This window comes from Burkholderia sp. ABCPW 111, from assembly GCF_000773065.1.
GTDB lineage: Bacteria > Pseudomonadota > Gammaproteobacteria > Burkholderiales > Burkholderiaceae > Burkholderia > Burkholderia savannae.
The window spans coordinates 1-25,333 of the sequence record NZ_JPWT01000112.1 but is presented as its reverse complement, the minus strand read 5'-3'; the positions used below and the strand labels follow the sequence as shown (position 1 = coordinate 25,333).

Sequence of the window (25,333 nt, the reverse complement as noted above, 5' to 3'; positions counted from 1 at the left end):
CCATCACTTCCTGCCTGGTGTTAGTCAAAAACACAGTCTTATGCCTACCCGCTAGTTTAAGTGAGAGGCTATGTCCGGTGTTTCAGGGGGCTGCTCCAAACAGAAAACGCTCACCCTAGGCGCCTATCCGGCCGTCACGCTCGCGACGGCACGGAAGAAGTGCGACGAGGCCCGCGAACAGATCGCGGCCGGCATCGATCCGGGCGAAGCGAAGAAGGACGCAAAACGGGCCGCCGAAATCGCGGCGGCAAACTCATTCGAGGCAGTAGCGCGCGAGTGGTACGACTCCCAGCGTCCGGGCTGGAGCGACGGCTACGCGGAGAAGGTGCTGCATTCGCTTGAGGTCGACGTGTTTCGGAAGATCGGCGCTCGCCCGATCGCGGAGATCGATTCGCCGCACATGCTGAGCATCGTTCGCGAAGCCGAGGCACGCGGGATACGCGAGACGGCGAAGCAAATCCTCCGGCGCTCTCGCGCGGTCTTCCAGTAAGGGATCATGACCGGACGCTGTCGGGGCTACAGACCACTCCATAACGCTCGGTCATCGCGCGGCCAGATCCGCAAGGCGCCCCTCGCCCGTCACGCATCGCCGCCAAACGGATTGATCGGCTCAGGCGAAAAGCACGCCCCCTCCGCAACCAGACCGCGCGCACTCCGATCGGCGATCATCTGCGGCCCCGTTCGACCATTCATTCGTCCGGGGCCGCGCGTTCCGCATCACTTCCAGTTCGGGTCCTGCTTCAATTGATCCTGCAGATACGCCTTCATCCGTTCGTCCGGCATGCCGAACCAGCGGAAGCTCGCGTACTTGCTCGGCGCGTCGTATGCGCCCGGCGTCTCCGGCAGCGTCACCAGCATCCCCCACACCCGATGAGAATCCTCGTCGATCACGCCGTAGAACTGATTGGCCGCGCAATCGTGCGGCTTGCACATCCAGCCCACCAGATACGACGCGCCCTCGACCTGCTCGCGCCGGTACGGCGAGCTGACCCGGTTGTCGCTTGCGAGCCATTCCGGCACTCGCTTCTCGCTGGCGATCATCCGCTGCCACTCGGCGCGATGCGCGCTCTGCGCGATGGCCTCGGAAAAAGTCGGCGTCTGCGCCGGCTCGTCGGCGGCCGCCGCCGCACCCGCGATGCCGGCAACCAGGACGGCGAGCGCCGCGCGGCGAGCGGTCGAACGATAATGTCGAATGATCATGAATGCCCCCGGGAAAATTCGTTTCGAATGAGACGCAAGCCCGGTCGGCAAGTTCCGCCGCGCGGCGAGCAGGCGAGCAACCGTTCGGCTTCGGCGCGAAAACGCGCAATAAATGCCCGCATCGTGTCGCGACCGGCGCCCGCCTCGACTTCGATTGAATGCCTTGCCGTTCACATGCTCTTGTGCAATGTCCGTCGCCGCTCGATTCGCGGGGCTCGGCGTTCGAGCAATCAAAGCGATTGCCCGAATGAACGACATCGAGCGAGCGGCAACGGCGCGAGCCAAACGGAAAGCGCTGCCGCGCTGCCGGCGCGCATCCGGCGGCCCGAATTCCGGGTGGAACAGCGGAAGGAAACGCTCGACGCGCCAATCGAGGCGAGCTTGAGCAAGCAGATGTTCGTGCCGCGATTCGGCATCGTCGGCGCGATGGACTCGCATCGCTTCATGTCGGCGTCGACCTGCGGCGCATCAGATCCTCTGCCCCCCGAATGTCGGCGAATCCGCTGGCGCCTCGACATCGAAGCGCGCGTTCATCGCGGCCGAATCCATGTCGCGCTCCGTTCGAACCGCCATCGACATCCGCGCTGCCGGCTGGCGCGCGCGATGCGTGCCTTGCAAGGCCGCGCGCTTTGCTGCGATGATTGCCGTCGATCCGACGCTCCTCCGGAGGCCGCGCGCAAAGCCGACGAGGGCGACCGAGCGTCGCCCTGCGCACCATGCGGGCGCGTCGGCCACCGCCCGACCGCCGCGAGCCGCCTGCGCGCGGCCGCCACGAAGCCTTCCGAATCGCGATGAAAACCACTCCGCCCGATCCCGCCACCCAGCAACGCAGACGCCCGTCGAACCTCGTGCTGAACATCTTCGCCGCGCTGATCGGCCTGGTCACGTTCGGCCTCGGCGCGGCATGGGTGATCTACACGTGGCTCGTCGACCGCGAAGCGCCGTATTTCGCAATTCCGCTCGTCTTCTCGGTGCCGGTGATCGTCGCGGTCGCCGTGCGCGGCATCTGGGAGTGACGCGCGCCCGCACGCGCAGGCGTCGCCTCGCGCTCTCCATCCTTCGCCGCCGCTCGCGCGGCGCCTTCCGTCAAACTCCGCCGCAGCCATCGAAATCGCCGACGCCGCGAATTTCCCGGCCGCTCCGCTGTCCTATAGCGCGACACGTTCGCCCGACTCCCACTCCGCTCCCGATCGCCATGCCCTCCACGCCGCATCGTCCGCGCACCCGTCACTTTCTCGTCCGTCTGATGTCCGCCGTCTGCGTCGTCTGGTTCACGTCTGTTCTGTGCGTCGCGCTCGCGTCGCCCGCCCATGCGGCGGGAAAGGCCTGCGCTCGCACGTCGGCCGCGCACGGCAGCGCCTGTCGCGTCGCGCGCAGCGCTCATGCGAAGCCGGTGAAGCACGTCAAGCGCGCCGCCCGCGCGCGGCATCGTCATCCGCATGCGAAGCAAAAGCGCATGGCGCTCCACCGCAAGACCGGGCATCGCGCGCGTTCGACCGCGCTTGCGCATCAGCCGACGCGCAAGCGCCAGCGCGCGCCGCACCGCGCCGTCGTCGCGGCCGAGAAGCCGAAGCTGCTCGCGAGCTGCGGCTACACGGCCGCGTCACGCAGCCTGTTACGTTCGCGCGCAGCCTACGTCGTCGACGAACGGACGGGCGCGGTGCTGATCGAGAAGAACGCGAACCGTGTCGTGCCGATTGCGTCGATCACGAAACTGATGACGTCGATGGTCGCGCTCGACACGCGCGCGCCGATGTCGCGGCCGCTGCGCGTGAGCGCGCAGGACCGCGACTACGAGAAATTCACGGGATCGCGGCTGAAAGTCGGCTCGGTGCTGTCGCGCCGCGACATGCTGCACATCGCGCTGATGTCGTCGGAAAACCGCGCGGCGGCGGCGCTGTCGCGCGACTATCCAGGCGGACGGCCCGCGTTCGTCGCCGCGATGAACCGCAAGGCGCGCACGCTCGGCATGAAGCGTACGCACTTCGTCAACGCGACCGGGCTGTCGCCGCGCAACGTGTCGACGGCGCGCGATTTGTCGCGGCTCGTCGCCGCGGCGAACCGCTATCCGCGCATCAAGACGTTCTCGACCGATACGTCGAAGACGGTCTTCCCCGGCCGCGGCCAGCTCCAGTACGTGAATTCGGATGCGCTCGTGCGCGCCGGCGATTCGAGCATCGTGCTGCAGAAGACGGGCTTCATCAACGAAGCCGGCCATTGCGTCGTGCTCCGCTACGCGGTGCGCGGACGCCCGGTCGACATCGTGCTGCTCGGCGCGCCGGGGCCGAGCGACCATCTTGCGGACGCGCGGAAAATCCGCAACTGGCTCACGTGCTCGATGCCGTGATGCCTTCGCTTGCGCGCGCCGGGGCGCCGCGGTCCGCGCGCCGCACGCATCGCGTGCGGCCGCCGCCGCGGCTCCGGATCGACGGACACGGCGCGGCTTACTTCTCGACCGCGCGCGCCACTTCGTTCGAGCCGTACCACAACCGGTATCGAACCTCGAACTCGTTCGGCACGTACACGACGATCGGCAGACGGCTGTTGTAGCGCAACAGGTAGCCGCCGCCGCGCACGGGCACGAACGCCTCCTGCGCTTCCTGGCCCGGGCACGCCATCAACGTGCCGGCCGGCCCCTTCACGTCGGCGAGCACGTAATACGGATAGCCCCAACCCTTGACCGTCTCGTGCTTGAGTTCGCCGCCGAACCAGTGCTGGTTGCAATCGACCTTGATCTTCTTGCCGATCACCAGTTCGACGCGAATGTCGTCCTCCAGCTTTTCGGCCGGCAGCACGATCACCTCGCGCTTCTGCCCCGCCTGGGCGGCCGGGAACATCTTGATGTCTTCCGCGGACGGCGTGGGCGCGGACGCGGGATCGACGCCCGCGGCGGGCGTCGCGGCGCTCGCCGCCGCCGCGACGCCGGAGAAGCCGACGAATGCGGCGCACGCCGCCCAGGCGGCCAAGCGAGAGGCTGATTTCATACGGTGCTCCTGATGAGTGATTGAATTGAACGGAAGCGCGGCGCACAGCCGGCTTCCGCACTGCGACTGCTTACGTGATTGTAATGTGCAGACACAATTCGCTTCGCACCAAGCGAGTTCGAGCGAATCACAATGCAAACGGCAGTGAAAACAGGGAGAAGGGAGAAAGTCATGCTGAAACTCGTCGCTTCGCTCGGGGCCGCTGCGCTCCTTGCCGGTTGCGTCGCCGTGCCGGACAACGGTTACGGCTATGGCTACGCGCAACCGTATTATCCGGGCGACTACGCGTACGTGCCAGGCTACGCGCCCGTGTACGGAACGGTGAACATCTGGGGCGGCGGCGGATGGCGGGACCGCGACCATTGGCGCGGCGACGACCGCTGGCGAGGCGGCGACCAGTGGCGCGGCGGTCGCGGCAATGGCTGGCAAGGCGGTCGTGGCCCGGCTGGCGGGCGCAATGTCCGCGAGGGCAACGATTGGCCGGGCGGCGGCGGCGGCCACGGCGGTGGCCGTGGCGGAAGGCACTGACGCCAACCGTGGATTTGCAACGAGTTGTATCGAGAAAGGAAGCAGCGCGACCGGGCTGGCCATGGTCCGGTTGATCGCGACGGGCGCGCTCACGTGCGCTCATGGCGCCGCCGTTCGGTTCGGGTTCGCGTGAGGGATGCTCGGGGCGTCGGTGACGCTGTCGCGCGGCCCGTCAATGGGCGAGCGGCCGCGGCCGCCCGTCTAGCGCAGCGCCGCTGCGTCACCCGCCGCTGCGTCACCTATCGCGCGCGTCTCGCGGAACGCCCGGACGCGGCATTTGGCGGCGTACGTCCATTTGACGCGCTTCTGTTCGGCGACCCGCCGGCCGACTGCCGTCGTCTTCAGAGCCCTACGATCATCCGACGGCCACACGCTCCTCCGCCCCATCGCTTCGGCGGTTTCGGTTTCGGCGGTTTCGGCGTGATCCGATGCGCGCCGCATCGAACCGAAGCCCGCCCGATCGTGCGCGGCGGCCCGCGCATCGGCGCGCCGCTCAAGCGGGACGCTCACATCACCAACCGGCAGGCCGCGGCTGCGCGTAGCCATACGCGCCGTAACCGCCGCCATCGTATGCTTGCGCGCCGCAATCGACGTAAGCGCGTCGATACTGATCGTAGCAATAGCCCGCGGGCGGCGCGCCGTAAGCCGGCGCGGGTTGATACTGCGCCGGCTGATAGGCCGGGGCCTGATAGACGGGCGCCGAGTACGCGACGGCCGGCGCGGGATTCAGCGCGGACGTGACGATCGCGCCCAGCACCGCGCCGCCGATCAGCGCGCCGACGATGTCGCCGCCGCGATCGTGCGCGCCGGCCGGCCCCGCGAGCGCGAGACTACCCGCCGTCACCAGAACTGCCGCGATCTTCTTCATGATGGACTCCGCCAAACGTGGTGCATGACGAGGCCCATTGTGGGCGCCGCCGGCCGTAATAGATGCAGCAAGTGGTAACGCGCAATTACGCGTGTCACATCCGCGCGCGCGCCGCCTGGGCCGTGCTACGATTTTTGGCACAAAGGAGACGCCCTCGATGAACCCCCACACCGCTCGCCGATTCGATACCGAGTTCGCACCGCGCATCGCGCGCGCAATCGGCGACTTGCTCGAGCGACGGGCGAACACCGAGGTCGTCGGCTACGGCGGTCACGGCCATCCGACGCAGGTGCGGATCGTCTCGCCGCACGCCGAGCACGTGCGCGGCTACGCTCATCCGCTCGACATCGTGCTCACGTGGGACACCGACGAGATCGAGCGCCTGATGGCGCCGGACGGCGCCGCGCGCTTCGAGCGCTATCTCGCGGCGTTGAAACTCAAGCTGCCGGCCTGGGAAAACGCGCGCGGCATCGACTTCGGCTCGCGCACGCAGGCCGAAGTGCTCGTGCTGCTCGGCGGGCTCGATTTCGAGGCGTGACGACAGCACGCGGGCAGCGGGCGAGCCGCTTCGGGCGGTTGGCGGTTGGCGGTTGGCGGTTGGCGGTTGGCGGTTGGCGGTTGGCGGTTGGCGGTTGGCGGTTGGCGGGCGGCGGGCGGCGGGCGGCGGGCGGCGGGCGAGTTCGGTGCGTCGTGAAACAAGCCCGTCCGGCAGAATGCGTCGATTGGCCGATCAATCGATCGGGCATCCTACTGCGACGGACGACGAGCATCATGCCCTGCCGCAGCGCTTTCGAGCGCTCCGCCACCCCATCGCCCCATCACCCCATCACCCCATCACCCCATCGCCCGATTGCCCGATCCCGAGCAGCCGCGTCCCTACCCGCGCGGCTTCGAGCAACTCGTGCCGCAAGCGCTTCCGCACCGCTTGCGCATACCGTCGCGCCACGCACGATAGGCGTCGCCGCGCGCCTTCACTCCCGCACGCCGCCCGACTTCACGATTCGGGCGCCGGTGATACACTCGATCGGCTCATGCCGACGCTTGCGAGCATGCGTTGCCGCGCCGCGAGCGTCATTCTGTCGAACTTCACAAGGAGGCCCCCATGGCTGATTTCCGGCTTTGGACTGACGAGTTTCCGGCCAACGGCTTCATGCCGAAGGCGCAGGAATACCACCACGAAGGCTTCGGCGTAGATGGCGGCAACCGGTCGCCCGCGCTTCACTGGGAAGGCGTGCCCGCCGATGCGAAGAGCCTCGCGCTCACCGTCTACGATCCCGACGCGCCGACGGGCAGCGGCTTCTGGCACTGGACCGTCGTCAACATCCCCGTCGACGCAACGAACCTGCCGCAAGGCGCGGGCGGCGCGGGCGGCGCTTCGCTGCCCGCAGGCGCCGTCCAGGTGCGCAACGACTACGGCGACGAAGGCTTCGGCGGCGCCGCGCCGCCGCGCGGCGACAAGCCGCACCGCTACGTCTTCCGGCTGCACGCGCTGAAGGTCGATACCTTGCCCGTCACGAAGGACACGACCAACGCGGTCGCCCGCTTCATGATCCATCTGAACGAAGTCGATTCGGCGACTTACACCGGTCTCTACGAACTGAAGTGAGCCGCCGTCCGGGCCGGGCGCCTCGCCCCCGGCCCTTCGCCACCGGCCGCGCGCCTCTGCGCGCATGCCGGCGGTTGCATCCGCAACGAATCGCCGCTCCCTCGCCTCGCCATCGCTTCCGCCATGAACGCCGACTCCGGACTGCCGCTCCCGCAACGCTACTGGGCGATCGTCTGCGTCGCGCTAGGCATCACGCTCGCCGTACTCGACGGCGCGATCGCGAACGTCGCGCTGCCGACGATCGCCCGCGATCTGCGCGCCTCCGACGCCGCATCGATCTGGATCGTCAACGCGTACCAGCTCGCCGTCACGATTTCGCTGCTGCCGCTCGCGTCGCTCGGCGACCGGATCGGCTACCGGCGCGTCTACATCGCGGGGCTCGCGCTCTTCACCGCGGCATCGCTCGGCTGCGCGCTGTCGAGCACGCTGCCCGCGCTCGCGACGCTGCGCGTGATCCAGGGCTTCGGCGCCGCCGGCATCATGAGCGTGAATACCGCGCTCGTGCGGATGATCTATCCGTCGTCGCAGCTCGGGCGCGGCGTCGCGATCAATGCCATGGTCGTCGCGCTGTCGTCGGCGGTCGGGCCGACCGTCGCGTCCGCGGTGCTCGCCGTCGCGCCCTGGCCGTGGCTCTTCGCGATCAACGTGCCGATCGGCATCGCCGCCGTGTACGGCAGCCTGCGCGCGCTGCCCGTGAATCCGGGCCGCGACGCGCCGTACGACTTCATCGGCGCGGCGATGAACGCGTGCGTGTTCGGGCTGCTGATCGTCTCCGTCGACGGGCTCGGTCACGGCGAGAATCGCGCGAACGTCGCGGCCACCGCACTCGCGGCCGTCGTCATCGGCTACTTCTTCGTCAGGCGCCAGTTGTCGCAGCCCGCGCCGCTTTTGCCCGTCGATCTGCTGCGCATCCCGATCTTCGCGCTGTCGATCGGCACGTCGGTCGCGTCGTTCACGTCGCAGATGCTCGCGTTCGTCGCGCTGCCGTTCTGGCTGCAGAACACGCTCGGCTTTTCGCAGGTGCAGACCGGGCTCTACATGACGCCGTGGCCGCTCGTCATCGTGGTCGCCGCGCCGCTCGCGGGCGTGCTGTCCGACCGCTATTCGGCGGGCGCGCTGGGCGGCATCGGCCTCGCGCTCTTCGCATCCGGCCTCCTCGCGCTCGCAACGATCGGCGCGCATCCGGCGCCCGTCGACATCGTCTGGCGGATGGCGCTCTGCGGCGCGGGCTTCGGGCTCTTCCAGTCGCCGAACAACCGCGCGATCCTGTCGTCCGCGCCGCGCGAACGCGCGGGCGGCGCAAGCGGGATGCTCGGCACCGCGCGGCTCACCGGGCAGACGCTCGGCGCCGCGCTCGTCGCGCTGATCTTCGGCGTCGCGCCGCAGCATGGGCCGACGATCGCGCTCTATGCAGCGACCGCGTTCGCCGCCGTCGCCGCCGCCGTCAGCCTGATGAGAATCAGGGCGAAACGCGACACGGCCGCCGCCGCGGGGTAACGCAAAGCCGCTCGCCGCGGCCGTCGGCCCCGTGGTGGATGCGCGGCCCGCCGCACGCCGTTTCCCGGCCGGTTTCGTCGCCTCCGCGCCGAAGCGCCATCCGCCCGCATCGCCTGTTCATCCCGCGCTCTCCCGCGATCCGTCGCCGCGCATCCGGCCCTCAACGTCCCGCCACTTTCGCAGCGCGGCGCGGCCTCGTCGACTCGGCCGTTCGGACGATCCGCCCCTCATGACCGGCTCATGACCGCCCCATGACCGCCGCGCGAAGCGCCCACCGCCCTGCCGCCAACGACACCCGCGCGACGGCTCCACGTTCCTACCCCGCTAAATCTCCGCCCGCCCTCCGGCCGTCGTCGCCCGATTCCGCACGCACGCCCCGCTTCGGCCCGCACTCCTTACCTCGCCGCCTGTCCAATACATGCCCGCGCCGCGAATCGAGCGCGTCCGCCGTTCCGGCGACGGGCTTCGGTTGGTCTTCACGCAACCGTCAGGAGGGCGCCATGTCATTGATCGTCGCAGCACGCTTCACGACGCAGCGCGCCGCCGAGACCGCCGCCAAGCGGCTTCTCGAAAGCGGCTTCGTCGCCGAGGACGTCAGTCTGTTCTTCGTCAATCCGCGCGGCCAGCACGCGCGACCGTCATCCGAATACCTGTCCCACGCGGAACACCCGGCCGCGCCGCCTCCCGTCGGCGCGCTGCAACACGCGAGACACAGCACGACGATCGGCGCCGTCGCAGGCGCGATCTTCGGCGTCGCGCTGTTCTCGCTCTTCACGCCATCGCTCGTCGTCGCGATCTGTGCGGCGGGCGTGGGCGCGTATCTCGGCGGATGGCTCGGCCGGATGATGCACAAGGAGGACTTCACGCGCGCGCATGCGCGCGAGCTCGCGCACGAGGCGATCCATCACGAGATGCGCTCGTCCGGAATGCTCGTCGCCGTACACGTGACGGCCGACTCCCAAGCCGACGCCGCGCGCGTGCTCGCCGATGCGGGCGGCAGCGACATCGAGCGCGCGACCGGGCGCTGGCAGTCGGGCCGCTGGGCGGACTTCGATCCGACCCGCACGCCCGAGCCGTTCAACGGCGCGCAGCAACCGACGCACCGCCACGCGTGAGCGGCGCGGCCGCATTCAGTGAAATACCCGAACGACGGCGGCAATCAGGAAGGAAACCGAAGCGAGTGCGAGGCGGGCGAGCGTGCCGATGCGGCGTCGATCGGCGCGCTCGCCCGTTGATGCCGGAAAGAAGAGGCAAGAATCGCGGCGGCGGTCACGCCGCCGCCGCGACGAAATCGAGAACGAAGCGGCAACGCTCGTCGACGCTCGCGCGCGGCAGTTCGATCAGCCGATACCCGCACGCCGCGTAGGTGTCGACCATCGTGTCGTAAGTGCGCACCGCCTGCGCGTAATCCTGCTTGCGTTCGGCATCCTGCACATAGATCTCCGGCCACGGCGGCGCGATGAACACGTCGCGGCAATAGCGAAACCGCTCGGCGGCCGCGGCGAGATGCGCGGGAACGGGCAGCGCGGACAGCGTCAGATAGCCGATCACGTCGGGCACGCCGCGATCGAAGAACACCGGCCCGCGCGCGCGACGCGCGAGATGATGCGAGCGCATTTCCCAACCGAGCATCAATTCGGCGAACGCGGCGCGATCGCGCCACGGCAGCGCATGTCCGCCGATCGCCGTCTGATCCTGGATCACGCCGCGCCCGGCTTCGTGCGAGCGCGCGCAGCCGCGCGCTTCGAGCGCATCGATCAGCGTGCTCTTGCCCGAGCCCGGCCCGCCCGTAATCACGAAAAAACGCGCGACCGCGGCATCGGCATCGGCATCAGCGTCGGTGCCCGGTTCGCCCGCGCGCGCGTCGGCGCCCGCGTCAAGCATTCGCGACGCGCCGCCCCGCGCGCTGCGTGACTGACGCGGCCGTCGCGACGCTGCGCAGATCCGCGAGGAACGAATCGCGCCACACCGACAGATCGTTGCCGCGCAGCCGCTCGATGTTCTCCGCGTGGCGCGCCTGCCGCTCCTCGAGCGGCATCGCGAGCGCGCGCTCGAGCGACTCCGCCATCTGCGACAGGTCGAACGGGTTCACGAGCAACGCGCCCGGCAGCTCGGCCGCGGCGCCCGCGAATTCGGACAGCACGAGCACGCCCGGATCGTTCGAATCCTGCGACGCGACGTACTCCTTCGCGACGAGATTCATCCCGTCGCGCAGCGGCGTCACGTAGCCGACCTGCGACAGCCGGAACAGCGCCATCAGCAGATTGCGCTCGTACTTGCGGTTCAGGTACTGGATCGGCGTCCAGTCGAGCTGCGCGAAGCGGCCGTTGATGCGCCCCGCCTCGCCTTCGAGCGTCTGCCGGATGCGCTGATAGGTCTGCACGTCGGAGCGGGTCGGCGGCGCGATCTGCACGAGCGACACGCGCCCCTGCCAGCCGGGCGCGTTCGCGAGCATCCGCTCGAACGCCTGGAAGCGCTCGACGAGGCCCTTCGAGTAGTCGAGACGATCGACGCTGATCACGAGCTTGCGCTCGCCCATCGTGTCGCGCAGCGCCTTCACCGCCTTGCGCGAGCCGTATTCGACGGCCGCCTTGCCGATCGCGTCCGGATAGATGCCGATCGGATACGCGGCGACCTTCACGACGCGGCCGTGCGCGTGCAGTATCCCGTCCTCGCTCGACGTGCCGAGCCCGCGCCGTTCGATGTAGTCGACGAACGCCTGCTTGTCGTTTTCCGTCTGCAAGCCGACGACGTCGTACGCGCACATGAACTTCATCAGCTCTTCGTGCGGCGGGACGGTGCGTAGGACCTCGGACGACGGGAACGGAATGTGCAGAAAGAAGCCGATCGGATTCTTCACGCCGAGCTCGCGCAGGCAATGCGCGAACGGCAGCAGGTGGTAGTCGTGCACCCAGATGATGTCGTCGGGCTGCACGAGCTCGCGCAGATGCTTCGCGAGCGCGCAGTTCACGCGCAGATAGCCCGCGTATTCCTGGCGATCGAAGCGCGCGAGATCCCCGCGATAGTGGAACACGGGCCAGAGCGTGGCGTTCGAGAAGCCGCGGTAGTACTGGTCGTAGTCGCGGCGGGTGAGGCCGACGGTCGCGTAGGTCACGTTGCCGTCCCGCTCGATCACGGGCGCCTCGGGCGCGCCGGCGATCTCGCCGTTCCAGCCGAACCAGACGCCGCCCGTCTCCTTCAGCGCGTCGAGCACGCCGACCGCCAGCCCGCCCGCGGTCGGACGCGCATCCTGGCCGGCCGCCACGCGATTCGATACCACGATCAATCTGCTCATTACGGCTTACCCTCCTGTAGTCAGATTGCCCGGCGAACGGGTTACAGCCTTCCCGCCGAATCAGGCAAGTCGCATGCCACCTCGCGACGTTTCAAGCGTTAAAAATGCAAGCATGTGTAACAAGGACGTTCTCATGCGTCCTGCTCCGAGCCGAGATCGCGCTGATAGTCGAGCCCTTCCGGGCGCGTGCCGCCTTGGTTGTGATCGCCGTCCGAAGGCGTGTGCGGCGCGGAGCCGGCTGGCGCGGGAGTGGTCGTGGCGTTGACCGGCCGCGACGGGCCGGTGCCCGCGTCGCGCCCGCGATGCTCGGGGCGCTTGGAGCGGCGCATGGCAGGGTGTCTCATGATCGGAGCGGCGCAAGGCCGTCGGTGAAACAGTCCATAGCCCTTTAGTTTAGGATCGTCGCGCAGGGTTCACGGTAACAATTACATTCAATTTGTAACGATTCGACCCCTCTCCGGCGCTTTGCACCACAATGTTGCCGCTCGCGCGCGCTCCGCGTGCGCGGCAAACGTTTGTCAATTGTTTGCATTTCTCGTCGGACAATTGCAGAACAATGGCGCTCTACGGTCGCTACGCGAAACGCGCGGCGCACGAAGACAGGACCGCATTCAGGGATGAACCATCGCATCGCACGGCCGGCGCGCCGCTGGGTCGCCTCGGCCACGCTCGGCGCAGCCGCCTTCTCGACGCTGCTCTCAGGCTGCAACTCGCTCTATAGCGAAGGCGCGACGGCGGGCGCCGGTATCGCCGGGGCGGCCATCGCGTCAAAAGTCACCAACAACGCCGCCGTCGCGACCGGTATCGGCCTTGGCGCCGTCGCCGGCGCGCGAGCGGGCGTCCAGTACACGCAACGCGTCGCGCATCGCTACTCGCAGGCGCAGATCGCCACCGCCGCCGGGCCGCTCGACGTCGGCGGCGTCGCGCCCTGGTCGACGCATCACTCGTTTCCGATCGAAGACGACGAGCACGGCCGCGTGACTGTGAGCCGGCTCATCAGCGTCGGGCCGCTCGACTGCAAGGAAATCGTGTTCTCGGTCGACACTGATGCGAAGCAGAGCGAGCCCGCGCAATCGGGCTTCTATGTCGCGACGATCTGCCGGGACGGCCCGACGTGGAAATGGGCGTCCGCTGAGCCCGCGACCGGCCGCTGGGGAGCGCTGCAATGAGCGTGAGCGCGCGCGCGGCGCTGCCGCTCGCGGCGGCGCTCGCGTTCGCCGCGGCCGCGCTCGGCCTCTCCGGCTGCGGCTCGGTGGGCGCGGCGAGCGGCGCGCTCGCGGGCGCGGCGACGGGCCTCGTCACCGCGAATCCGGCTGTCGGCATCGGCGTCGGCATCGCGGTGCAGGCGGCGACCGACGAGGCCGTCAACCGCACGATGAAGCAGTTGCACAAGAATCAGCAGGATGCGATCGCGCAGGCGGCGGGCGGACTCGCCGTCGGCGAGACGCGCGCGTGGCAAGTGAAGAACAAGGTGCCGCTCGAGAACGGCGAAGGCGAAGTGCGCGTGACGCGCGCGTTCCAGACACCGCTCGCGCTCTGCAAGGAATTCGCGTTTTCGGTGAAGGACGGCGCGCGCGCCGACTGGTATCTGGCGAACGCGTGCCAGGATGCGCACGGCTGGCAATGGGCGTCGGCGGAGCCGGCCGTCGAGCGCTGGGGCAATCTGCAGTGATGCGACGCGGACGCCGCGAGCCGGTTGCGGCTGCCTGATAAGCCCGGCCGCGCTCCACGCCGGCCTTACTCGCCAGCCTTACGCCACGACAGGGCCGCGCGAATTCGGCGGCGAGACGGCGCCAGCGATGCGCGCCTCGCCCTCTTCAGCGGAAAGCACGAGGCGCAACGGCGGCACGCAAACGAAGCCAACGCGCTTGCGCCCGTGCGCAGCGCATCCCGGCGGCAACGCATCAAGCAGCCGCGGCAAGCGCAAGCGGCTCTCCCGTCCGCGCCGCCGCTCGTCCCGCACGGGCCGCAAGCGGCCCGCCGCCGCTCAGGACTCGACGTCCTCGAGACTGAAGATCTCGGTCTGATCGTTGTACGAGAAGATCTCGCCGTACCGGCCCCAGTCGATCACCGCGTCGAGCGTCTCCTCGGCCGCGCCGTCGGACAGGAAATCCTCGAGCTCCTGCTCGAAGCGCACGCGCGGCGCGCGGTGCCCCGGACGCTCGTTCAGCACCTTCTTGATCCGCGCGGCGAGCGGCACGTGGCGCAGCAAATGCTCGGCGAACATCATCTTGCGCTCCTGCGTGCCGAACTCGGCGAACACGCGCCCCGGCGGCGTCAGGAACACGTCGCCCTCGCGCACGTCGGCGAAGCCGAGGTACTGCAGCACTTCGGCGATCGGGAACAGATCGTCGACCTCGAGATGCAGCGTGCGCGCGATTTCCGGCATGTCCGCGCGGCCGTGATACGGCGGCGCGGCGAGCGTCTCGATGAGGCCCGCCATCAGGTTCGTCGACACCTGCGGCAGCCAGCTGCCGAGCTCGAGCCCCTTCTTCGTCGCTTCGCCGACCTGGCGCGCAGTCATCTTCGCGTAGATGTCGTCGACGAGCCGGCGGAACGCGGGGTCGAGCCGGTTGCGCGGATGCTTGAACGGCACCTTGATCTCGGCGATCACGCGGCCCGGATTCGACGACAGCACGAGAATCCGGTCGCACATGAACACCGCTTCCTCGATGTTGTGCGTGACGATCAGCACCGACTTGATCGGCATGCGGCCCTGCGTCCACAGATCGAGCAGGTCGGTGCGCAGCGTCTCGGCCGTCAGCACGTCGAGCGCCGAGAACGGCTCGTCCATCAGCAGCAGCGTCGGATCGACGACGAGCGCGCGCGCGAAGCCGACGCGCTGGCGCATGCCGCCCGACAGCTCGCGCGGATACGCGTTCTCGAAGCCGTCGAGACCGATCAGGTCGATCGCGGCGAGCGCGCGCTCGCGCCGCTCGCGCGCGCCGACGCCGAGCGCCTCGAGGCCCGCCTCCACGTTCTGCAGCACCGTGAGCCACGGAAACAGCGCAAACGTCTGGAACACCATCGCGACGCCCTCGGCCGGGCCGTTGAGCGGCTTGCCGAGATAGGTGACATCGCCGCCCGTCGGCTCGATCAGCCCGGCGATGATGCGCAGCAGCGTCGATTTGCCGGAGCCCGAGCGGCCGAGCAGCCCGACGATCTCGCCTTCGCGCAGCGACAGGTTCGCGCCGTCGAGCACGAGCAGCTCGCCCTGCGTCTTGTTGAAGCCGCGGCTCACGTTCTCGACGCGCAGGATTTCTTCGCTGCCCCGCGGCGGCGCGGGCGGCGTCTGGACGGGTGCATTTACAGCATTCGGGTTTTGCATCGCGTTTCGCTCTCGGTCGGTCTCAATCGGCTGACATCAGTCTCAATCGAGACGCAGCTTCGCTTCGGCGTACGCGTACAGCGGACGCCACAACAGGCGGTTGAACAGGGTGACGAACAGGGACATCACGGCGATGCCCATGATGATCTTCGGATAGTCGCCCGCGGCCGTCGTCTGCGCGATGTACGCGCCGAGGCCGTGCGCCTGGATCTTGGTGTCGCCCCACTGGACGAGCTCCGACACGATGCTCGCGTTCCACGCGCCGCCCGACGCGGTGATCGCGCCCGTCACGTAGTACGGGAAGATGCCGGGCAGGATCGCCTGCCGCCACCATTGCCAGCCGCGGATGCGGAAATTGGTGGCCGCTTCGCGGTAGTCGTTCGGATAGGCGGTCGCGCCCGCGATCACGTTGAACAGGATATACCACTGGGTGCCGAGCACGATGAGCGGCGACAGCCAGATGTCCGCGTTCAGGTGGAAACGCACGATCACGATCACGAACACCGGGAACAGCAGGTTCGCCGGGAACGCCGCGAGAAACTGCGCGAGCGGCTGCACCTTCTCGGCGATCGCGGGCCGCAGGCCGATCCACACGCCGATCGGCACCCAGACCAGCGATGCGATCACGATGAGCAGCAACACCCGCAGCAGCGTGATGAAACCCAGCACGAACACGTGGCCGACTTCGGCGAGCGACACGCCCGTCTGCACGTAGGCGACGACGCGCCACACCACGTACGCGGTGCCCGCGAGCACGAGGATCGCCCAGCCGAAGTCCGCGACGCGCGACGCCTGCTTGTCGATCTTGGGCGTCGCGAAACGCACGGCGTCGAAAGACGGCAGGCGAAACGACAGCCGCGCGGTCTTCGCCAGGAACCAGCCGGCCGGCACGAGCAGCTGATGAATGAGGCGCGTGCGGCGCACGAGATCGAGGAACCACGACTCCGGCGCGTTGCCCGAGCTCGTCGTCTCCATCCGGAACTTGTCCGCCCATGCGACGAGCGGCCGGAACAGCAACTGATCGTACGCGATGATCACGACCGTCATCGCGAGAATCACCCAGCCGACCGCCCCGAGGTTCTTGTCGGCGATCGCCTGCGCGAGATAAGCGCCGATGCCCGGCAGCGTGATCGTGTTGTTGCCGACGGTGATCGCCTCGGACGCGACGACGAAGAACCAGCCGCCCGACATCGACATCATCATGTTCCAGATGAGGCCCGGCATCGAGAACGGCACTTCGAGCTTCCAGAAGCGCTGCCACGACGTCAGGTGGAAGCCGCGCGACACTTCGTCGAGATCGCGCGGCACCGTGCGCAGCGACTGATAGAAGCTGAACGTCATGTTCCACGCCTGGCTCGTGAAGATCGCGAAGATCGCGGCGAGCTCGGCGCCGAGCACCCGGCCCGGAAACAGCGCGATGAAGAAGGTCACCGTAAACGAGATGTAGCCCAGCACCGGCACCGACTGCAGGATGTCGAGGATCGGAATGAGCACCATGCCGGCCCGGCGGCTCTTCGCGGCGAGCGTGCCGTAGACGAGCGTGAAGACGAGCGACGCCATCATCGCCGCCAGCATGCGCAGCGTCGTGCGCATCGCGTACTCGGGCAGGTTCGAGGGATCGAGCGAGATCTTCTGCGTATTGAGCGTCGCGAACGGCGCAAGCGTCTCGTGAAAACCGATCGCGGCCATCGCGATCACGCAGATGATGAGCGGGAACGCGACGAAGTCCCAGCGGTTCGGCAGGACGCGCCACGCGGATGCGTTGGCGGTCCGATTCGGATTGAAGAATCCGAGATCCATCAGGCGCCCTCCCCGGCAAAGCCGTGCGAATCGAAAAATAAAGCCAGAAAGCGAATGTGACTCATGGCAAGGCGCACGTACACGGTAATTCGTTTTAACTGCAGAAACGGCCGCACGGCACCCCGACACGCCGATTTCCCGCCGTTTCCATTCGCGACGCGGCACCCGCCCGCACGCGACGGCACGACACTACTACATCCTGTATTTCAGGCACAACCTTCCGGACGACGAACTGTGGAAACCCCGCCCGGCCGCGAGCGCATCGGGCCCGGAACGGGCGGGCGGCGGGCGAATTTGCGAGGGGTGGCGGTGCGCCGGCTGGCCGCTGCTGCGCCGCAACGTCGAATTATGCCGCGATCCGGCCCTGCCGTGAACCCGCCCGAGCGCCCGCGCGACGCGCGCGCCCACCAAGCGAGGCTTTCGTCGACGAACGGACACGCCGAAGCGGGTATGATCGGTATTAGCCCCAAGCGGGACCGATGGTCAATCAGGAGGAGTGAATGGCAGGAAATCTGGTTATCGTGTGCCGGGACCAGGACGCCGATGCGTTCGATCAACTGATGCAGGAATATGGCTCGTTCCAGACGCGGCTGTCGTCGACGGCCTGGTATCTGAACATGAACATCGTGCCCGAGACGCTGCAGGAGGACATCCTCGAGCGTGTCGGCAAGTACACGACGCTCTACATCTTCGAGGCGACGAGCGTCACCTACAACACGATCGACAGCAACGCCGCCGAGACGCTCAGCACGCTCTTCGGCGAGTGACCGGCCGCCCGCGGCCGTCCGGCGCGATCGCGCCGGGCGCCGCGGCTCCCGCGCGGCGGCGCGTCAGGACGCCTCCGCCTGCGGTTCGACCTTCGGCACGACGTCGAACGGAAACGACATCGCCACCCGCAAGCCCCCTTCTTCCCGGTTCCCGATCTCGCATGCGCCGCCCGTGCGCTGCACGAGCCGCTCGACGATCGCGAGCCCGAGGCCGCTGTGGCCGTTGCCGCCGCGCGCCGGATCGAGCCGCACGAACGGGCGCGTCGCGTCCGCCAGATCGCGCGGCGCGATGCCCTTGCCGTGGTCGCTGACCGTCAGCGTGTAACCCGCCGCGGTGCGCGCGGTCGCGATCACGACGGGCGGCGCGCCGTACGCGTGCGCGTTGTCGAGCAGGTTCGACAGCACCCGGTCGAGCGTCGCCGTCGGCAGGCGGAAGCCCGACCCCGCCGCGAGCTCGGTGCGCACGGTGGGCGCGTTCGGCGACACCGCGCGGTACGTGCGCGCGATCCGCGCGCACGCCTGATCGACCAACACGGGCTCGCTGCGGTCGGCGTCGCCGTGCGCGAACACGAGGAACTGATCGACGATGTGCGTCATCGAGTCGACGTCGCGCACGACGCCGTCGCGCAGCCGCGCGTCGTCCATCATCTCGGCGCGCAGCCGCATCCGCGCGAGCGGCGTGCGCAGATCGTGCGCGACGCCGGCGAGCATCACCGCGCGATCGTTCTCCGCGCGCGACACCTGCTGAACCATCTGGTTGAAGCCGTGCGTGAGCTGGCGCAACTCGCGAGGCCCCCGCTCGGGCAGCGGCGGCACCGCCATCCCGCGGCCGAAGCGCGCGACCGCGCGCGCGAGCGAGCTGAGCGGCTGCTGCAGCTGCCACGCGGCGAAGAGCGCCGCCATCACCGCGGCCGAGAAGATCATCACGAGCCAGATCACCATCCGGTCGAGCGAGCGCGACGGCCGCAGCGGTTGCACCGGCACGACGATCCAGTCGCGGTCGGTCGGCTGCTTCACCCACAGCACGGGCGGATGGCCCGGCTTGCCGATGCGCACCTGCGTGCCGGACGGCAAGCGGTCGCGCAGATCGTCGGCGAAGCGCCTGAGCGGCGGCGGCAGATCCTGCTTCGCGTCCGGCACGTCGCCGCTGCCCGGCGCGACGAGCCGCACGCGCGACGGCAGCGGCTGGTCGGGCGAGCGCTCCGCGTGCTGGCGCACCGCGTCGACGAGGAACGCCGCCTCCTCGACCGCGTAGCGCGTCTGAAACTGATTGCGCTCGAGCCGGATCGCGAAATACCACGCGAAATGCGACAGCAGCAGCACGCAGACGACGAGGAGCGCAAGCCGCCCGAACAGCGAATCAATGGGTTTGCGCATGAGCCTCGCCGTTCGGCACGAACACGTAGCCGCGTCCGCGCACCGTCTGGATGAAACGCGGCGTCGACGGGTCGGTTTCGAGAATCCGGCGCAGGCGCCACACCTGCACGTCGATCCCGCGGTCGGTGCCGTCGTATTCGGGGCCGTGCAGCAGCTCGAGCAGGCGCTCGCGGGTGAGCGTGCGCAGCGCATGATTGACGAAAATCTTCAGCAGCGCGAATTCGCTGCTCGACAACGTCGCCGGCTTGCCGTCCACCGACAGCGTGCGCGCCTGGAAATCGAGCACGAAGCGGCCGAACGCGTACGGCTCGCGCTGCTCGGGCGCGGCCGCCGACGGCGTCGCGCGGCGGCGGCGCAGCACCGCCTGTGCGCGCGCGAGCAGCTCGCGCGGGTTGAACGGCTTGCCGAGGTAATCGTCCGCGCCGAGCTCGAGGCCGACGATGCGGTCGACGTCGTCCGCGCGCGCGGTCAGCATGATCACGGGAATGTCGTCGCCCGCCGCGCGCAGCTGGCGCAGCGCGGTCAGGCCGTCGACGCCCGGCATCATCAGGTCGAGCACGATGAGATCGGGGCGCTCGCGTTCGAGGCGCTTTTCGAGCGAAGCGGCGTCGTGCAGCACCGACACCTCGATGCCTTGCCGCACGAGGTAGTCGCGCAGCAGGTCGCGCAATTCTTGGTCGTCGTCGACGATGAGGATCTGAGTAGTCATGGCGTGAAGTTTACCGTGCGGGTTGTCGGGGCTGAGCGAAACAAATCCCTGAAAGGGTTACTGCGGATTACCGCGCAAGCAAAGTGTAATGCGCGGTAATCGCGGCCGCGGCGCACGTAACACGGCGGCGGCGGCGCTTGGATACGCTGCGCCTTACCGGATACGCCGACAGACGGCGAGGCGCGACCGCCCCACCGCCGAGCCGGCCGCAGCACCGGACTTTTCAATACAGGAGTTGCTCAATGTATAAGAAGACTTCCCGCCTGGCCATCGCCGCCGCCGTGCTCGCCCTGTCGTTCAGCGCCGTCTCGCACGCCGCGCCGCCCGACATGCCGCCGCCGGGCGGTCCGGGCGAGCATCATCACATGGACGGCGGCCCGTTCATGATGATGAAGCGCATCCACGACAAGCTGAACCTGAGCGCCGCGCAGGAGCAGCAATGGCAGGCCGCCGTCAACACGGCGAAACAGAACCGCGAGGCGATGCGCAAGAGCCACGACGCGCTGCGCCAGCAGTTCCAGGCCCAGCAGAGCCAGCCGATCCTCGACCTGAACGCGCTGCACGCGGCGCGCCAGCAGGCCGAGCAGCAGAACGCGCAGTTGCGCGAGCAAACGGCGTCCGCGTGGCTCGCGTTCTACAACGGCCTGAACGATCAGCAGAAGGCGACCGTCAGCACGGCGATCAAGCAGCATTTCGCGAAGATGGACGAGCGGCGCGCGAAGATGAAGGAGCGCTGGGAGCAGCGCCGCGCGGCGAAGGGCGCATCGGCGCCCGCGCCGCAGCAGTGAAGACGGGCCGCGCGGACGCGCCCGGCGACGCGATCGGGTAGCCGCCGTCGCGCGGAGGCGCGTCATGCGGTGCGGCGGTGCGATGCGGCGCGGTGCGTCGCGGAGCGGTGCGGTGCGGTGCGCGACATTGCGTCACTTCTCGTCTCGGGCCGCGCCCGCCGCCCGAGCCGAGCCGGACGTCGATCGGCGCATGCGATGCGCCGCAACGTCGCGTCCGGCGCGCCCGCGCGGCCGATCCGCCAAGTCAGCCCCGCATGATCCGCCGCCCCTGGGTGCGGCCCCGGCTTCGCGAAACCGCTGCGCGCCCGATCGACTTCGCCCGTTGTCCCGTCGTTCGGCGCGCGTCCTGCGCGCGGTCTCGTCGCGCGGTCTCGTGTCGTCGGCCGCATCAGCCCGGCCGAATTGCCCTCGCCGCGGGCCGCCGCCGGTACGAACGCCGCGACCGGCTCTCGCCCGCTCGCGGCGTTTTCACATCGGCGCGGCCCGCCCTCTTGCCGCGCCACCCTCGCCGCGTTCCGGCTTCCTCGCGCTTCGGCGCAAGGCGCGTCAACCGCTTCGCACTTCGGCCTCCAGCGCGTCGCGCCTTTCCATGCCGAGCGACTTCGCTCCTCGACCTTTTCGGCTTCGTGTCCGTGTCAGTGTCCGACTTTCGACTTTCGACTTTCGACCTTCGACATCCGCCGCCCCGCCCGCATCCGGCAGGCGCATCGTCCGCCGCCGGCCGCATCACGCGAGATCGAACAGCAGCACCTCCGCGCGCTCGCCGCGCTCGAACACGACGGCCTCGACGTCGGCGATGCGCGCACCGTCGCCCGCCTCGAGCGCGTTGCCGTTCACCGTCACGCCGCCGCGCGCGACGTGCACATACACGCGCCGCCCGCCCGGCACCGCGAACTCGGCGCGCTCGTCGCCGTCGATCAGGCCCGCATAGATCGACGCGTCCGCGCGCATCGACACCGATCCGTCGCGCCCGTCCGGCGACGCGACGAGCCGCAGCCGGCCGCGCTTGTCCGCGTCGGCGAAGCGCACCTCCTGATAGCCGGGCCGGCCGCCCCGCTCGGTCGGCAGCAGCCAGATCTGCAGCAGATGCAGCGGCGCCTCCCGCGACGCGTTGTATTCGCTGTGCACGATCCCCGTGCCCGCGCTCATCCGCTGCACGTCGCCCGCGCGGATGATCGAGCCGTTGCCCATGCTGTCGCGGTGCGCGAGCGCGCCGTCGAGCACGTACGTGACGATCTCCATGTCGCGATGCGGATGCATGCCGAAGCCGCGCGTCGGCGCGATGCGGTCGTCGTTCAGCACGCGCAGCGCGCCGAAGTGCACGTGCTCGGGATCGCGATAGTCGGCGAACGAAAAGCTGTGATGGCTATCGAGCCAGCCATGATTGGCGTGGCCGCGATCGCCCGCGCGGCGGATCTGAAACATGACGCCTCCCATTGAGAAATGTCGACAGCCTCGAATGTAGGGGTCGCACGCGCATGCAACAATCCTGCACGGTTGCACCGGATCGTTGCGGCGATCCATGCAATCGTCCGAACGATTCCCGGCGCGCCGCCCTTCGCGCTCGCGTGCGGCCGGGCGAAACGCGCGCCCGGCGAAACGCGCGCATCGTTTGTTCTAGGCCGCGGCCGGCGTTCGGGTAAAATACCGCGCTTTTGGCCGCCGTCGACGGCGCTGCGCCCCCTTTCGAGGCGCGCCGAGGTCGACGAACGCGAATTTTGGCCGCCTTAGAATACGCCCGGCGCGCGCATGCCCGGACGCGTCCGGCCGCGCGGCCGGGGAAGTCAGGAAGAGGAACGACATGAAGAAGCTCGCCTTGTGCGCGGCCCTCGCCCTCGCGGCGGGCGGCGCCTTCGCGAAGGAATGGAAGACCGTGCGGATCGGCGTCGACGCCAGCTATCCGCCGTTCGAATCGACCGCGCCGAGCGGCGAGATCGTCGGATTCGACGTCGATCTCGCGAAGGAAGTCTGCAAGCGGATCAATGCGAAGTGCGTGTGGACGCCGCAGGATCTCGACGGAATCATCCCCGCGCTGAAGGCGAAGAAATTCGACGTGATCGTGTCGTCGCTGACCGTCACCGACAAGCGCCGCGAACAGATCGATTTCTCCGACAAGCTGTACGACGCGCCCGCGCGAATGATCGCGAAGGCGGGCTCGCCGCTTCAGCCGAGCGTCGAATCGCTGAAGGGCAAGCGCGTCGGCGTCGAGCAGGGCTCGACCCAGGAGACGTTCGCCAAGACGCACTGGGAGCCGAAGGGCGTGACCATCGTGTCGTACCAGAACCAGGATCAGGTGTACGCCGATCTCGGCTCCGGCCGCCTCGACGCGACGCTGCAAGACGAGCTGCAGGCCGACTACGGCTTCCTGCGCACGCCGCGCGGCAAGGGCTTCGCGTGGGCGGGCGCGGCCGCGAAGGACCCGAAGACGCTCGGCGACGGCACCGCGATGGGCCTGCGCAAGGAGGATGCGGACCTGAAGGACGCGATCAACCGCGCGCTCGCGTCGATGCACAAGGACGGCACGTACGACAAGCTGTCGCACAAGTACTTCCCGTACAGCATCTATTCGGCGAAATGAGCGCCGAGCGGGCCGCGCCGAGCGACCGGCGCGCGGCCCGCGCAGCACCAGCGGTCGACACCACGCGCCGTGAAGCGCCGCCGCCCCGCCGATCGCGGGCGCGACGGCGCGATCCGCGAAAGCGGAACGGCGATGACACGCACGGGGCGTCTCGCGCAACACGCGAGCCGCGTCTTTCGCGGCGCGCACGACGCACCGTCAAGGACTTCATATGTTTCTTCAAGGCTACGGCCCGCTGATCCTCTCCGGCACCTGGCAAACCGTCAAGCTCGCGGTGCTGTCGCTCGCGCTGTCGTTCCTGCTCGGCCTCGTCGGCGCGGCGGCGAAACTGTCGAAGAACCGCCTGTCGAGCGGAATCGGCACGCTCTACACGACGCTCATCCGCGGCGTGCCGGACCTCGTGCTGATGCTGCTGCTCTTCTACAGCCTGCAGATCTGGCTGAATCAGTTCACCGATCTGATGAACTGGGATCAAATCGACATCGATCCGTTCGCGGCCGGCGTGCTCGTGCTCGGCTTCATCTACGGCGCGTACTTCACCGAGACGTTCCGCGGCGCGTTCCTCGCGGTGCCGCGCGGCCAGCTCGAGGCGGGCAGCGCGTACGGAATGACGAACTGGCAGGTGTTCACGCGAATCATGTTCCCGCAGATGATGCGCTTCGCGCTGCCCGGCATCGGCAACAACTGGCAGGTGCTCGTGAAGTCGACGGCCCTCGTGTCGATCATCGGCCTCGCCGACGTCGTGAAGGCGTCGCAGGACGCGGGCAAGGGCACGCTGCGTTTCTTCTTCTTCACGTTGCTCGCGGGCGCGATCTACCTCGCGATCACGACGATCTCGAACTTCGTGCTGATGTGGCTCGAGAAGCGCTATTCGACAGGCGTACGCAAGGCTGACCTATGATCGAACTGATCCAAGAATACTGGCGCAATTACCTGTATACCGACGGGTATCGCTTCACCGGCCTTGCGATCACGCTGTGGCTGCTCGTCGTGTCGATCGGAATCGGCTTCTGCCTGTCCGTGCCGCTCGCGGTCGCGCGCGTGTCGAGGAAGAAGTGGCTTTCCGGCGCCGTGTGGCTCTATACGTACGTGTTTCGCGGCACGCCGCTCTACGTGCAGCTGCTGCTCTGCTACACGGGCCTCTACAGCCTGCAGGCCGTGCGCGGCACGCCGATGCTCGACGCGTTCTTCCGCGACGGCATGAACTGCACGCTGCTCGCATTCACGCTGAACACCTGCGCGTACACGACCGAGATCTTCGCGGGCGCGATCAAGTCGACCTCGTACGGCGAGATCGAGGCGGCGCGCGCGTACGGGATGTCGACGTTCACGCTGTATCGGCGGATCGTGCTGCCGTCGGCGCTGCGCCGCGCGCTGCCGCTCTACAGCAACGAAGTGATCCTGATGCTGCACGCGACGACGGTCGCGTTCACGGCGACCGTGCCCGACATCCTGAAGATCGCGCGCGACGTCAATTCGGCGACCTACATGTCGTTCCACGCATTCGGCATCGCCGCCCTTCTCTACCTCGCGATCTCGTTTACGCTCGTGTGGCTGTTCCGCCGCGCCGAGCGTCGCTGGCTCGCATACCTGCGCCCGCAAGGCAAATGAGTTTCGCCCGGACATGCCTCAGATAAACACCCAGATGCACAAGCTCTTCGTCGACGATCTCCACAAGCGCTACGGCAACAACGAAGTTTTGAAGGGCGTCTCGCTGCGCGCGAACGCGGGCGACGTGATCAGCGTGATCGGTTCGTCCGGTTCGGGCAAGAGCACGATGCTTCGCTGCATCAACTTCCTCGAGCAGCCCAATGCCGGCCGCATCTTCGTCGACGGCGAGGAGGTGCGCACCGCGCAGGACAAGACGGGCGCGCTCAAGGCGGCCGATTCGAAGCAACTGCAGCGCGTGCGCACGAAGCTCGCGATGGTGTTCCAGCACTTCAACCTGTGGGCGCACATGAACGTGCTCGAGAACGTGATGGAGGCGCCGGTGCACGTGCTCGGCCTT

Annotated in this window: 28 protein-coding genes and 1 pseudogene; 17 read left to right on the top strand and 12 right to left on the bottom strand. The window is 68.4% G+C overall.

What is annotated here, in order from left to right; translation table 11 throughout:
- Positions 1 to 97: 97 nt before the first annotated feature.
- Positions 98 to 487, top strand: a pseudogene (locus tag X946_RS25770) (tyrosine-type recombinase/integrase); the annotation flags it as partial.
- A 230-nt stretch (positions 488 to 717) separates the two neighbouring features.
- Here the strand turns inward: X946_RS25770 and X946_RS25765 are convergent.
- Positions 718 to 1,200 carry an inhibitor of vertebrate lysozyme family protein gene (locus X946_RS25765; protein ID WP_038753620.1) on the bottom strand — a complete coding sequence of 161 codons (483 nt, stop codon included), beginning with the start codon at positions 1,198 to 1,200 and terminating at the stop codon, positions 718 to 720.
- Between the two features lie 27 nt (positions 1,201 to 1,227).
- Here X946_RS25765 and X946_RS25760 point away from each other — a divergent pair, with 27 nt between their 5' ends.
- The 3 genes from X946_RS25760 (at position 1,228) to X946_RS25750 (ending at position 3,547) form a co-directional block, all read left to right on the top strand.
- Complete coding sequence (locus X946_RS25760) at positions 1,228 to 1,995, top strand: hypothetical protein (RefSeq protein WP_152611822.1); 768 nt, start codon at positions 1,228 to 1,230, stop codon at positions 1,993 to 1,995.
- Positions 1,992 to 2,216 (top strand): hypothetical protein, encoded by a 225-nt coding sequence (locus X946_RS25755; protein ID WP_038753614.1) that lies wholly within the window; start codon positions 1,992 to 1,994, stop codon positions 2,214 to 2,216. Before X946_RS25760 ends, X946_RS25755 begins: the two co-directional genes overlap by 4 nt.
- A 179-nt stretch (positions 2,217 to 2,395) precedes the next feature.
- On the top strand, positions 2,396 to 3,547 hold the full coding sequence (locus X946_RS25750) for a serine hydrolase (protein WP_038753612.1): 1,152 nt from the start codon (positions 2,396 to 2,398) through the stop codon (positions 3,545 to 3,547).
- A gap of 97 nt (positions 3,548 to 3,644) precedes the next feature.
- On the opposite strand, the gene eco is transcribed toward X946_RS25750, so the two are convergent.
- A complete protein-coding gene (eco, locus tag X946_RS25745; protein WP_038753609.1) occupies positions 3,645 to 4,184 on the bottom strand; it encodes a serine protease inhibitor ecotin in 540 nt (179 codons plus the stop codon).
- A gap of 171 nt (positions 4,185 to 4,355) precedes the next feature.
- On the opposite strand from eco, the gene X946_RS25740 reads away from it, so the two are divergent.
- Positions 4,356 to 4,712 (top strand): hypothetical protein, encoded by a 357-nt coding sequence (locus tag X946_RS25740; protein WP_038753606.1) that lies wholly within the window; start codon positions 4,356 to 4,358, stop codon positions 4,710 to 4,712.
- Between the two features lie 201 nt (positions 4,713 to 4,913).
- Here the strand turns inward: X946_RS25740 and X946_RS35325 are convergent, their stop codons facing one another.
- Together X946_RS35325 and X946_RS35320 are read right to left on the bottom strand one after the other, a co-directional pair.
- Positions 4,914 to 5,258 carry a hypothetical protein gene (locus tag X946_RS35325; RefSeq protein WP_161788700.1) on the bottom strand — a complete coding sequence of 115 codons (345 nt, stop codon included), beginning with the start codon at positions 5,256 to 5,258 and terminating at the stop codon, positions 4,914 to 4,916.
- A complete protein-coding gene (locus X946_RS35320) occupies positions 5,224 to 5,580 on the bottom strand; it encodes a hypothetical protein (protein WP_038753600.1) in 357 nt (118 codons plus the stop codon). The genes X946_RS35325 and X946_RS35320 overlap by 35 nt, the downstream gene beginning before the upstream one ends.
- A 157-nt stretch (positions 5,581 to 5,737) precedes the next feature.
- Between X946_RS35320 and X946_RS25725 the strand changes: the two genes are divergently transcribed.
- The 4 genes from X946_RS25725 to X946_RS25710 all read left to right on the top strand — a co-directional run bounded on the left by X946_RS25725 (position 5,738) and on the right by X946_RS25710 (position 9,798).
- Positions 5,738 to 6,118: a DUF5594 family protein gene (locus X946_RS25725; RefSeq protein ID WP_038753597.1), complete on the top strand. Its 381-nt coding sequence runs from the start codon at positions 5,738 to 5,740 to the stop codon at positions 6,116 to 6,118.
- A 564-nt stretch (positions 6,119 to 6,682) separates the two neighbouring features.
- Positions 6,683 to 7,186 carry a YbhB/YbcL family Raf kinase inhibitor-like protein gene (locus tag X946_RS25720; protein WP_038753594.1) on the top strand — a complete coding sequence of 168 codons (504 nt, stop codon included), beginning with the start codon at positions 6,683 to 6,685 and terminating at the stop codon, positions 7,184 to 7,186.
- A gap of 123 nt (positions 7,187 to 7,309) precedes the next feature.
- On the top strand, positions 7,310 to 8,683 hold the full coding sequence (locus X946_RS25715; protein WP_038753592.1) for an MFS transporter: 1,374 nt from the start codon (positions 7,310 to 7,312) through the stop codon (positions 8,681 to 8,683).
- A 500-nt stretch (positions 8,684 to 9,183) separates the two neighbouring features.
- Positions 9,184 to 9,798, top strand: a complete 615-nt coding sequence (locus X946_RS25710) for a glycine zipper domain-containing protein (RefSeq protein WP_038753589.1) — start codon at positions 9,184 to 9,186, stop codon at positions 9,796 to 9,798.
- Between the two features lie 154 nt (positions 9,799 to 9,952).
- Here X946_RS25710 and X946_RS25705 read toward each other — a convergent pair whose 3' ends face one another.
- The 3 genes from X946_RS25705 to X946_RS25695 form a co-directional block, all read right to left on the bottom strand.
- Positions 9,953 to 10,567 (bottom strand): AAA family ATPase, encoded by a 615-nt coding sequence (locus tag X946_RS25705; RefSeq protein ID WP_038753586.1) that lies wholly within the window; start codon positions 10,565 to 10,567, stop codon positions 9,953 to 9,955.
- On the bottom strand, positions 10,560 to 11,978 hold the full coding sequence (otsA, locus tag X946_RS25700) for an alpha,alpha-trehalose-phosphate synthase (UDP-forming) (protein WP_038753583.1): 1,419 nt from the start codon (positions 11,976 to 11,978) through the stop codon (positions 10,560 to 10,562). The genes X946_RS25705 and otsA overlap by 8 nt, the downstream gene beginning before the upstream one ends.
- Positions 11,979 to 12,109: 131 nt before the next feature.
- Positions 12,110 to 12,307 (bottom strand): hypothetical protein, encoded by a 198-nt coding sequence (locus X946_RS25695; protein ID WP_038753581.1) that lies wholly within the window; start codon positions 12,305 to 12,307, stop codon positions 12,110 to 12,112.
- Between the two features lie 288 nt (positions 12,308 to 12,595).
- On the opposite strand from X946_RS25695, the gene X946_RS25690 reads away from it, so the two are divergent.
- Positions 12,596 to 13,147: a hypothetical protein gene (locus X946_RS25690; RefSeq protein ID WP_038753578.1), complete on the top strand. Its 552-nt coding sequence runs from the start codon at positions 12,596 to 12,598 to the stop codon at positions 13,145 to 13,147.
- Entirely contained in the window at positions 13,144 to 13,650 is a 507-nt protein-coding gene (locus X946_RS25685; protein WP_038753574.1) for a hypothetical protein, read from the top strand. Before X946_RS25690 ends, X946_RS25685 begins: the two co-directional genes overlap by 4 nt.
- A gap of 315 nt (positions 13,651 to 13,965) precedes the next feature.
- Here the strand turns inward: X946_RS25685 and X946_RS25680 are convergent, their stop codons facing one another.
- Positions 13,966 to 15,306 carry an ABC transporter ATP-binding protein gene (locus X946_RS25680; RefSeq protein WP_038753568.1) on the bottom strand — a complete coding sequence of 447 codons (1,341 nt, stop codon included), beginning with the start codon at positions 15,304 to 15,306 and terminating at the stop codon, positions 13,966 to 13,968.
- Between the two features lie 42 nt (positions 15,307 to 15,348).
- The gene (locus X946_RS25675; RefSeq protein ID WP_038753566.1) at positions 15,349 to 17,106 is read right to left on the bottom strand and encodes an ABC transporter permease; all 1,758 of its coding nucleotides are present in this window, start codon (positions 17,104 to 17,106) and stop codon (positions 15,349 to 15,351) included.
- Positions 17,107 to 17,606: 500 nt separating this feature from the next.
- On the opposite strand from X946_RS25675, the gene X946_RS25670 reads away from it, so the two are divergent.
- Entirely contained in the window at positions 17,607 to 17,873 is a 267-nt protein-coding gene (locus X946_RS25670) for a double-stranded DNA-specific endonuclease (RefSeq protein ID WP_004198606.1), read from the top strand.
- Between the two features lie 63 nt (positions 17,874 to 17,936).
- On the opposite strand, the gene X946_RS25665 is transcribed toward X946_RS25670, so the two are convergent.
- Together X946_RS25665 and X946_RS25660 are read right to left on the bottom strand one after the other, a co-directional pair.
- Entirely contained in the window at positions 17,937 to 19,250 is a 1,314-nt protein-coding gene (locus X946_RS25665; protein WP_038753564.1) for an ATP-binding protein, read from the bottom strand.
- Positions 19,234 to 19,959, bottom strand: a complete 726-nt coding sequence (locus X946_RS25660; protein ID WP_010102282.1) for a response regulator — start codon at positions 19,957 to 19,959, stop codon at positions 19,234 to 19,236. The genes X946_RS25665 and X946_RS25660 overlap by 17 nt, the downstream gene beginning before the upstream one ends.
- 242 nt (positions 19,960 to 20,201) lie before the next feature.
- Here X946_RS25660 and X946_RS25655 point away from each other — a divergent pair, with 242 nt between their 5' ends.
- On the top strand, positions 20,202 to 20,747 hold the full coding sequence (locus X946_RS25655) for a periplasmic heavy metal sensor (RefSeq protein WP_038753561.1): 546 nt from the start codon (positions 20,202 to 20,204) through the stop codon (positions 20,745 to 20,747).
- Between the two features lie 726 nt (positions 20,748 to 21,473).
- Here the strand turns inward: X946_RS25655 and X946_RS25650 are convergent.
- Positions 21,474 to 22,172 (bottom strand): pirin family protein, encoded by a 699-nt coding sequence (locus tag X946_RS25650; protein WP_038753558.1) that lies wholly within the window; start codon positions 22,170 to 22,172, stop codon positions 21,474 to 21,476.
- 376 nt (positions 22,173 to 22,548) lie between these two features.
- On the opposite strand from X946_RS25650, the gene X946_RS25645 reads away from it, so the two are divergent.
- The 4 genes from X946_RS25645 to X946_RS25630 form a co-directional block, all read left to right on the top strand.
- Positions 22,549 to 23,325 carry an ABC transporter substrate-binding protein gene (locus tag X946_RS25645; RefSeq protein WP_038753556.1) on the top strand — a complete coding sequence of 259 codons (777 nt, stop codon included), beginning with the start codon at positions 22,549 to 22,551 and terminating at the stop codon, positions 23,323 to 23,325.
- A 211-nt stretch (positions 23,326 to 23,536) separates the two neighbouring features.
- Positions 23,537 to 24,226, top strand: coding sequence for an ABC transporter permease (locus X946_RS25640; RefSeq protein WP_038753554.1), 690 nt, complete (start codon positions 23,537 to 23,539; stop codon positions 24,224 to 24,226).
- Positions 24,223 to 24,936, top strand: a complete 714-nt coding sequence (locus X946_RS25635) for an ABC transporter permease (protein ID WP_038753552.1) — start codon at positions 24,223 to 24,225, stop codon at positions 24,934 to 24,936. The genes X946_RS25640 and X946_RS25635 overlap by 4 nt, the downstream gene beginning before the upstream one ends.
- A gap of 22 nt (positions 24,937 to 24,958) precedes the next feature.
- Positions 24,959 to 25,333 (top strand): ATP-binding cassette domain-containing protein (locus X946_RS25630; protein WP_038753623.1); only part of this gene is annotated, 375 nt, incomplete at its 3' end.

Excerpts from the sequence above, each read along its gene's own strand:
- X946_RS35320 (WP_038753600.1), bottom strand. The coding sequence starts at position 5,580 with ATGAAGAAGATCGCGGCAGTTCTGGTGACGGCGGGTAGTCTCGCGCTC.
- X946_RS25635 (WP_038753552.1), top strand. The coding sequence starts at position 24,223 with ATGATCGAACTGATCCAAGAATACTGGCGCAATTACCTGTATACCGAC.
- X946_RS25695 (WP_038753581.1), bottom strand. The coding sequence starts at position 12,307 with ATGCGCCGCTCCAAGCGCCCCGAGCATCGCGGGCGCGACGCGGGCACC.
- X946_RS25680 (WP_038753568.1), bottom strand. The coding sequence starts at position 15,306 with ATGCAAAACCCGAATGCTGTAAATGCACCCGTCCAGACGCCGCCCGCG.
- X946_RS25640 (WP_038753554.1), top strand. The coding sequence starts at position 23,537 with ATGTTTCTTCAAGGCTACGGCCCGCTGATCCTCTCCGGCACCTGGCAA.
- X946_RS25660 (WP_010102282.1), bottom strand. The coding sequence starts at position 19,959 with ATGACTACTCAGATCCTCATCGTCGACGACGACCAAGAATTGCGCGAC.
- X946_RS25650 (WP_038753558.1), bottom strand. The coding sequence starts at position 22,172 with ATGTTTCAGATCCGCCGCGCGGGCGATCGCGGCCACGCCAATCATGGC.
- X946_RS25740 (WP_038753606.1), top strand. The coding sequence starts at position 4,356 with ATGCTGAAACTCGTCGCTTCGCTCGGGGCCGCTGCGCTCCTTGCCGGT.
- otsA (WP_038753583.1), bottom strand. The coding sequence starts at position 11,978 with ATGAGCAGATTGATCGTGGTATCGAATCGCGTGGCGGCCGGCCAGGAT.
- X946_RS25670 (WP_004198606.1), top strand. The coding sequence starts at position 17,607 with ATGGCAGGAAATCTGGTTATCGTGTGCCGGGACCAGGACGCCGATGCG.
- X946_RS25715 (WP_038753592.1), top strand. The coding sequence starts at position 7,310 with ATGAACGCCGACTCCGGACTGCCGCTCCCGCAACGCTACTGGGCGATC.
- X946_RS25675 (WP_038753566.1), bottom strand. The coding sequence starts at position 17,106 with ATGGATCTCGGATTCTTCAATCCGAATCGGACCGCCAACGCATCCGCG.
- X946_RS25710 (WP_038753589.1), top strand. The coding sequence starts at position 9,184 with ATGTCATTGATCGTCGCAGCACGCTTCACGACGCAGCGCGCCGCCGAG.
- X946_RS25750 (WP_038753612.1), top strand. The coding sequence starts at position 2,396 with ATGCCCTCCACGCCGCATCGTCCGCGCACCCGTCACTTTCTCGTCCGT.
- X946_RS25725 (WP_038753597.1), top strand. The coding sequence starts at position 5,738 with ATGAACCCCCACACCGCTCGCCGATTCGATACCGAGTTCGCACCGCGC.
- X946_RS35325 (WP_161788700.1), bottom strand. The coding sequence starts at position 5,258 with ATGGCTACGCGCAGCCGCGGCCTGCCGGTTGGTGATGTGAGCGTCCCG.
- X946_RS25765 (WP_038753620.1), bottom strand. The coding sequence starts at position 1,200 with ATGATCATTCGACATTATCGTTCGACCGCTCGCCGCGCGGCGCTCGCC.
- X946_RS25645 (WP_038753556.1), top strand. The coding sequence starts at position 22,549 with ATGAAGAAGCTCGCCTTGTGCGCGGCCCTCGCCCTCGCGGCGGGCGGC.
- X946_RS25655 (WP_038753561.1), top strand. The coding sequence starts at position 20,202 with ATGTATAAGAAGACTTCCCGCCTGGCCATCGCCGCCGCCGTGCTCGCC.
- X946_RS25690 (WP_038753578.1), top strand. The coding sequence starts at position 12,596 with ATGAACCATCGCATCGCACGGCCGGCGCGCCGCTGGGTCGCCTCGGCC.
- X946_RS25665 (WP_038753564.1), bottom strand. The coding sequence starts at position 19,250 with ATGCGCAAACCCATTGATTCGCTGTTCGGGCGGCTTGCGCTCCTCGTC.
- X946_RS25755 (WP_038753614.1), top strand. The coding sequence starts at position 1,992 with ATGAAAACCACTCCGCCCGATCCCGCCACCCAGCAACGCAGACGCCCG.
- X946_RS25720 (WP_038753594.1), top strand. The coding sequence starts at position 6,683 with ATGGCTGATTTCCGGCTTTGGACTGACGAGTTTCCGGCCAACGGCTTC.
- X946_RS25705 (WP_038753586.1), bottom strand. The coding sequence starts at position 10,567 with ATGCTTGACGCGGGCGCCGACGCGCGCGCGGGCGAACCGGGCACCGAC.
- eco (WP_038753609.1), bottom strand. The coding sequence starts at position 4,184 with ATGAAATCAGCCTCTCGCTTGGCCGCCTGGGCGGCGTGCGCCGCATTC.
- X946_RS25685 (WP_038753574.1), top strand. The coding sequence starts at position 13,144 with ATGAGCGTGAGCGCGCGCGCGGCGCTGCCGCTCGCGGCGGCGCTCGCG.
- X946_RS25760 (WP_152611822.1), top strand. The coding sequence starts at position 1,228 with ATGAGACGCAAGCCCGGTCGGCAAGTTCCGCCGCGCGGCGAGCAGGCG.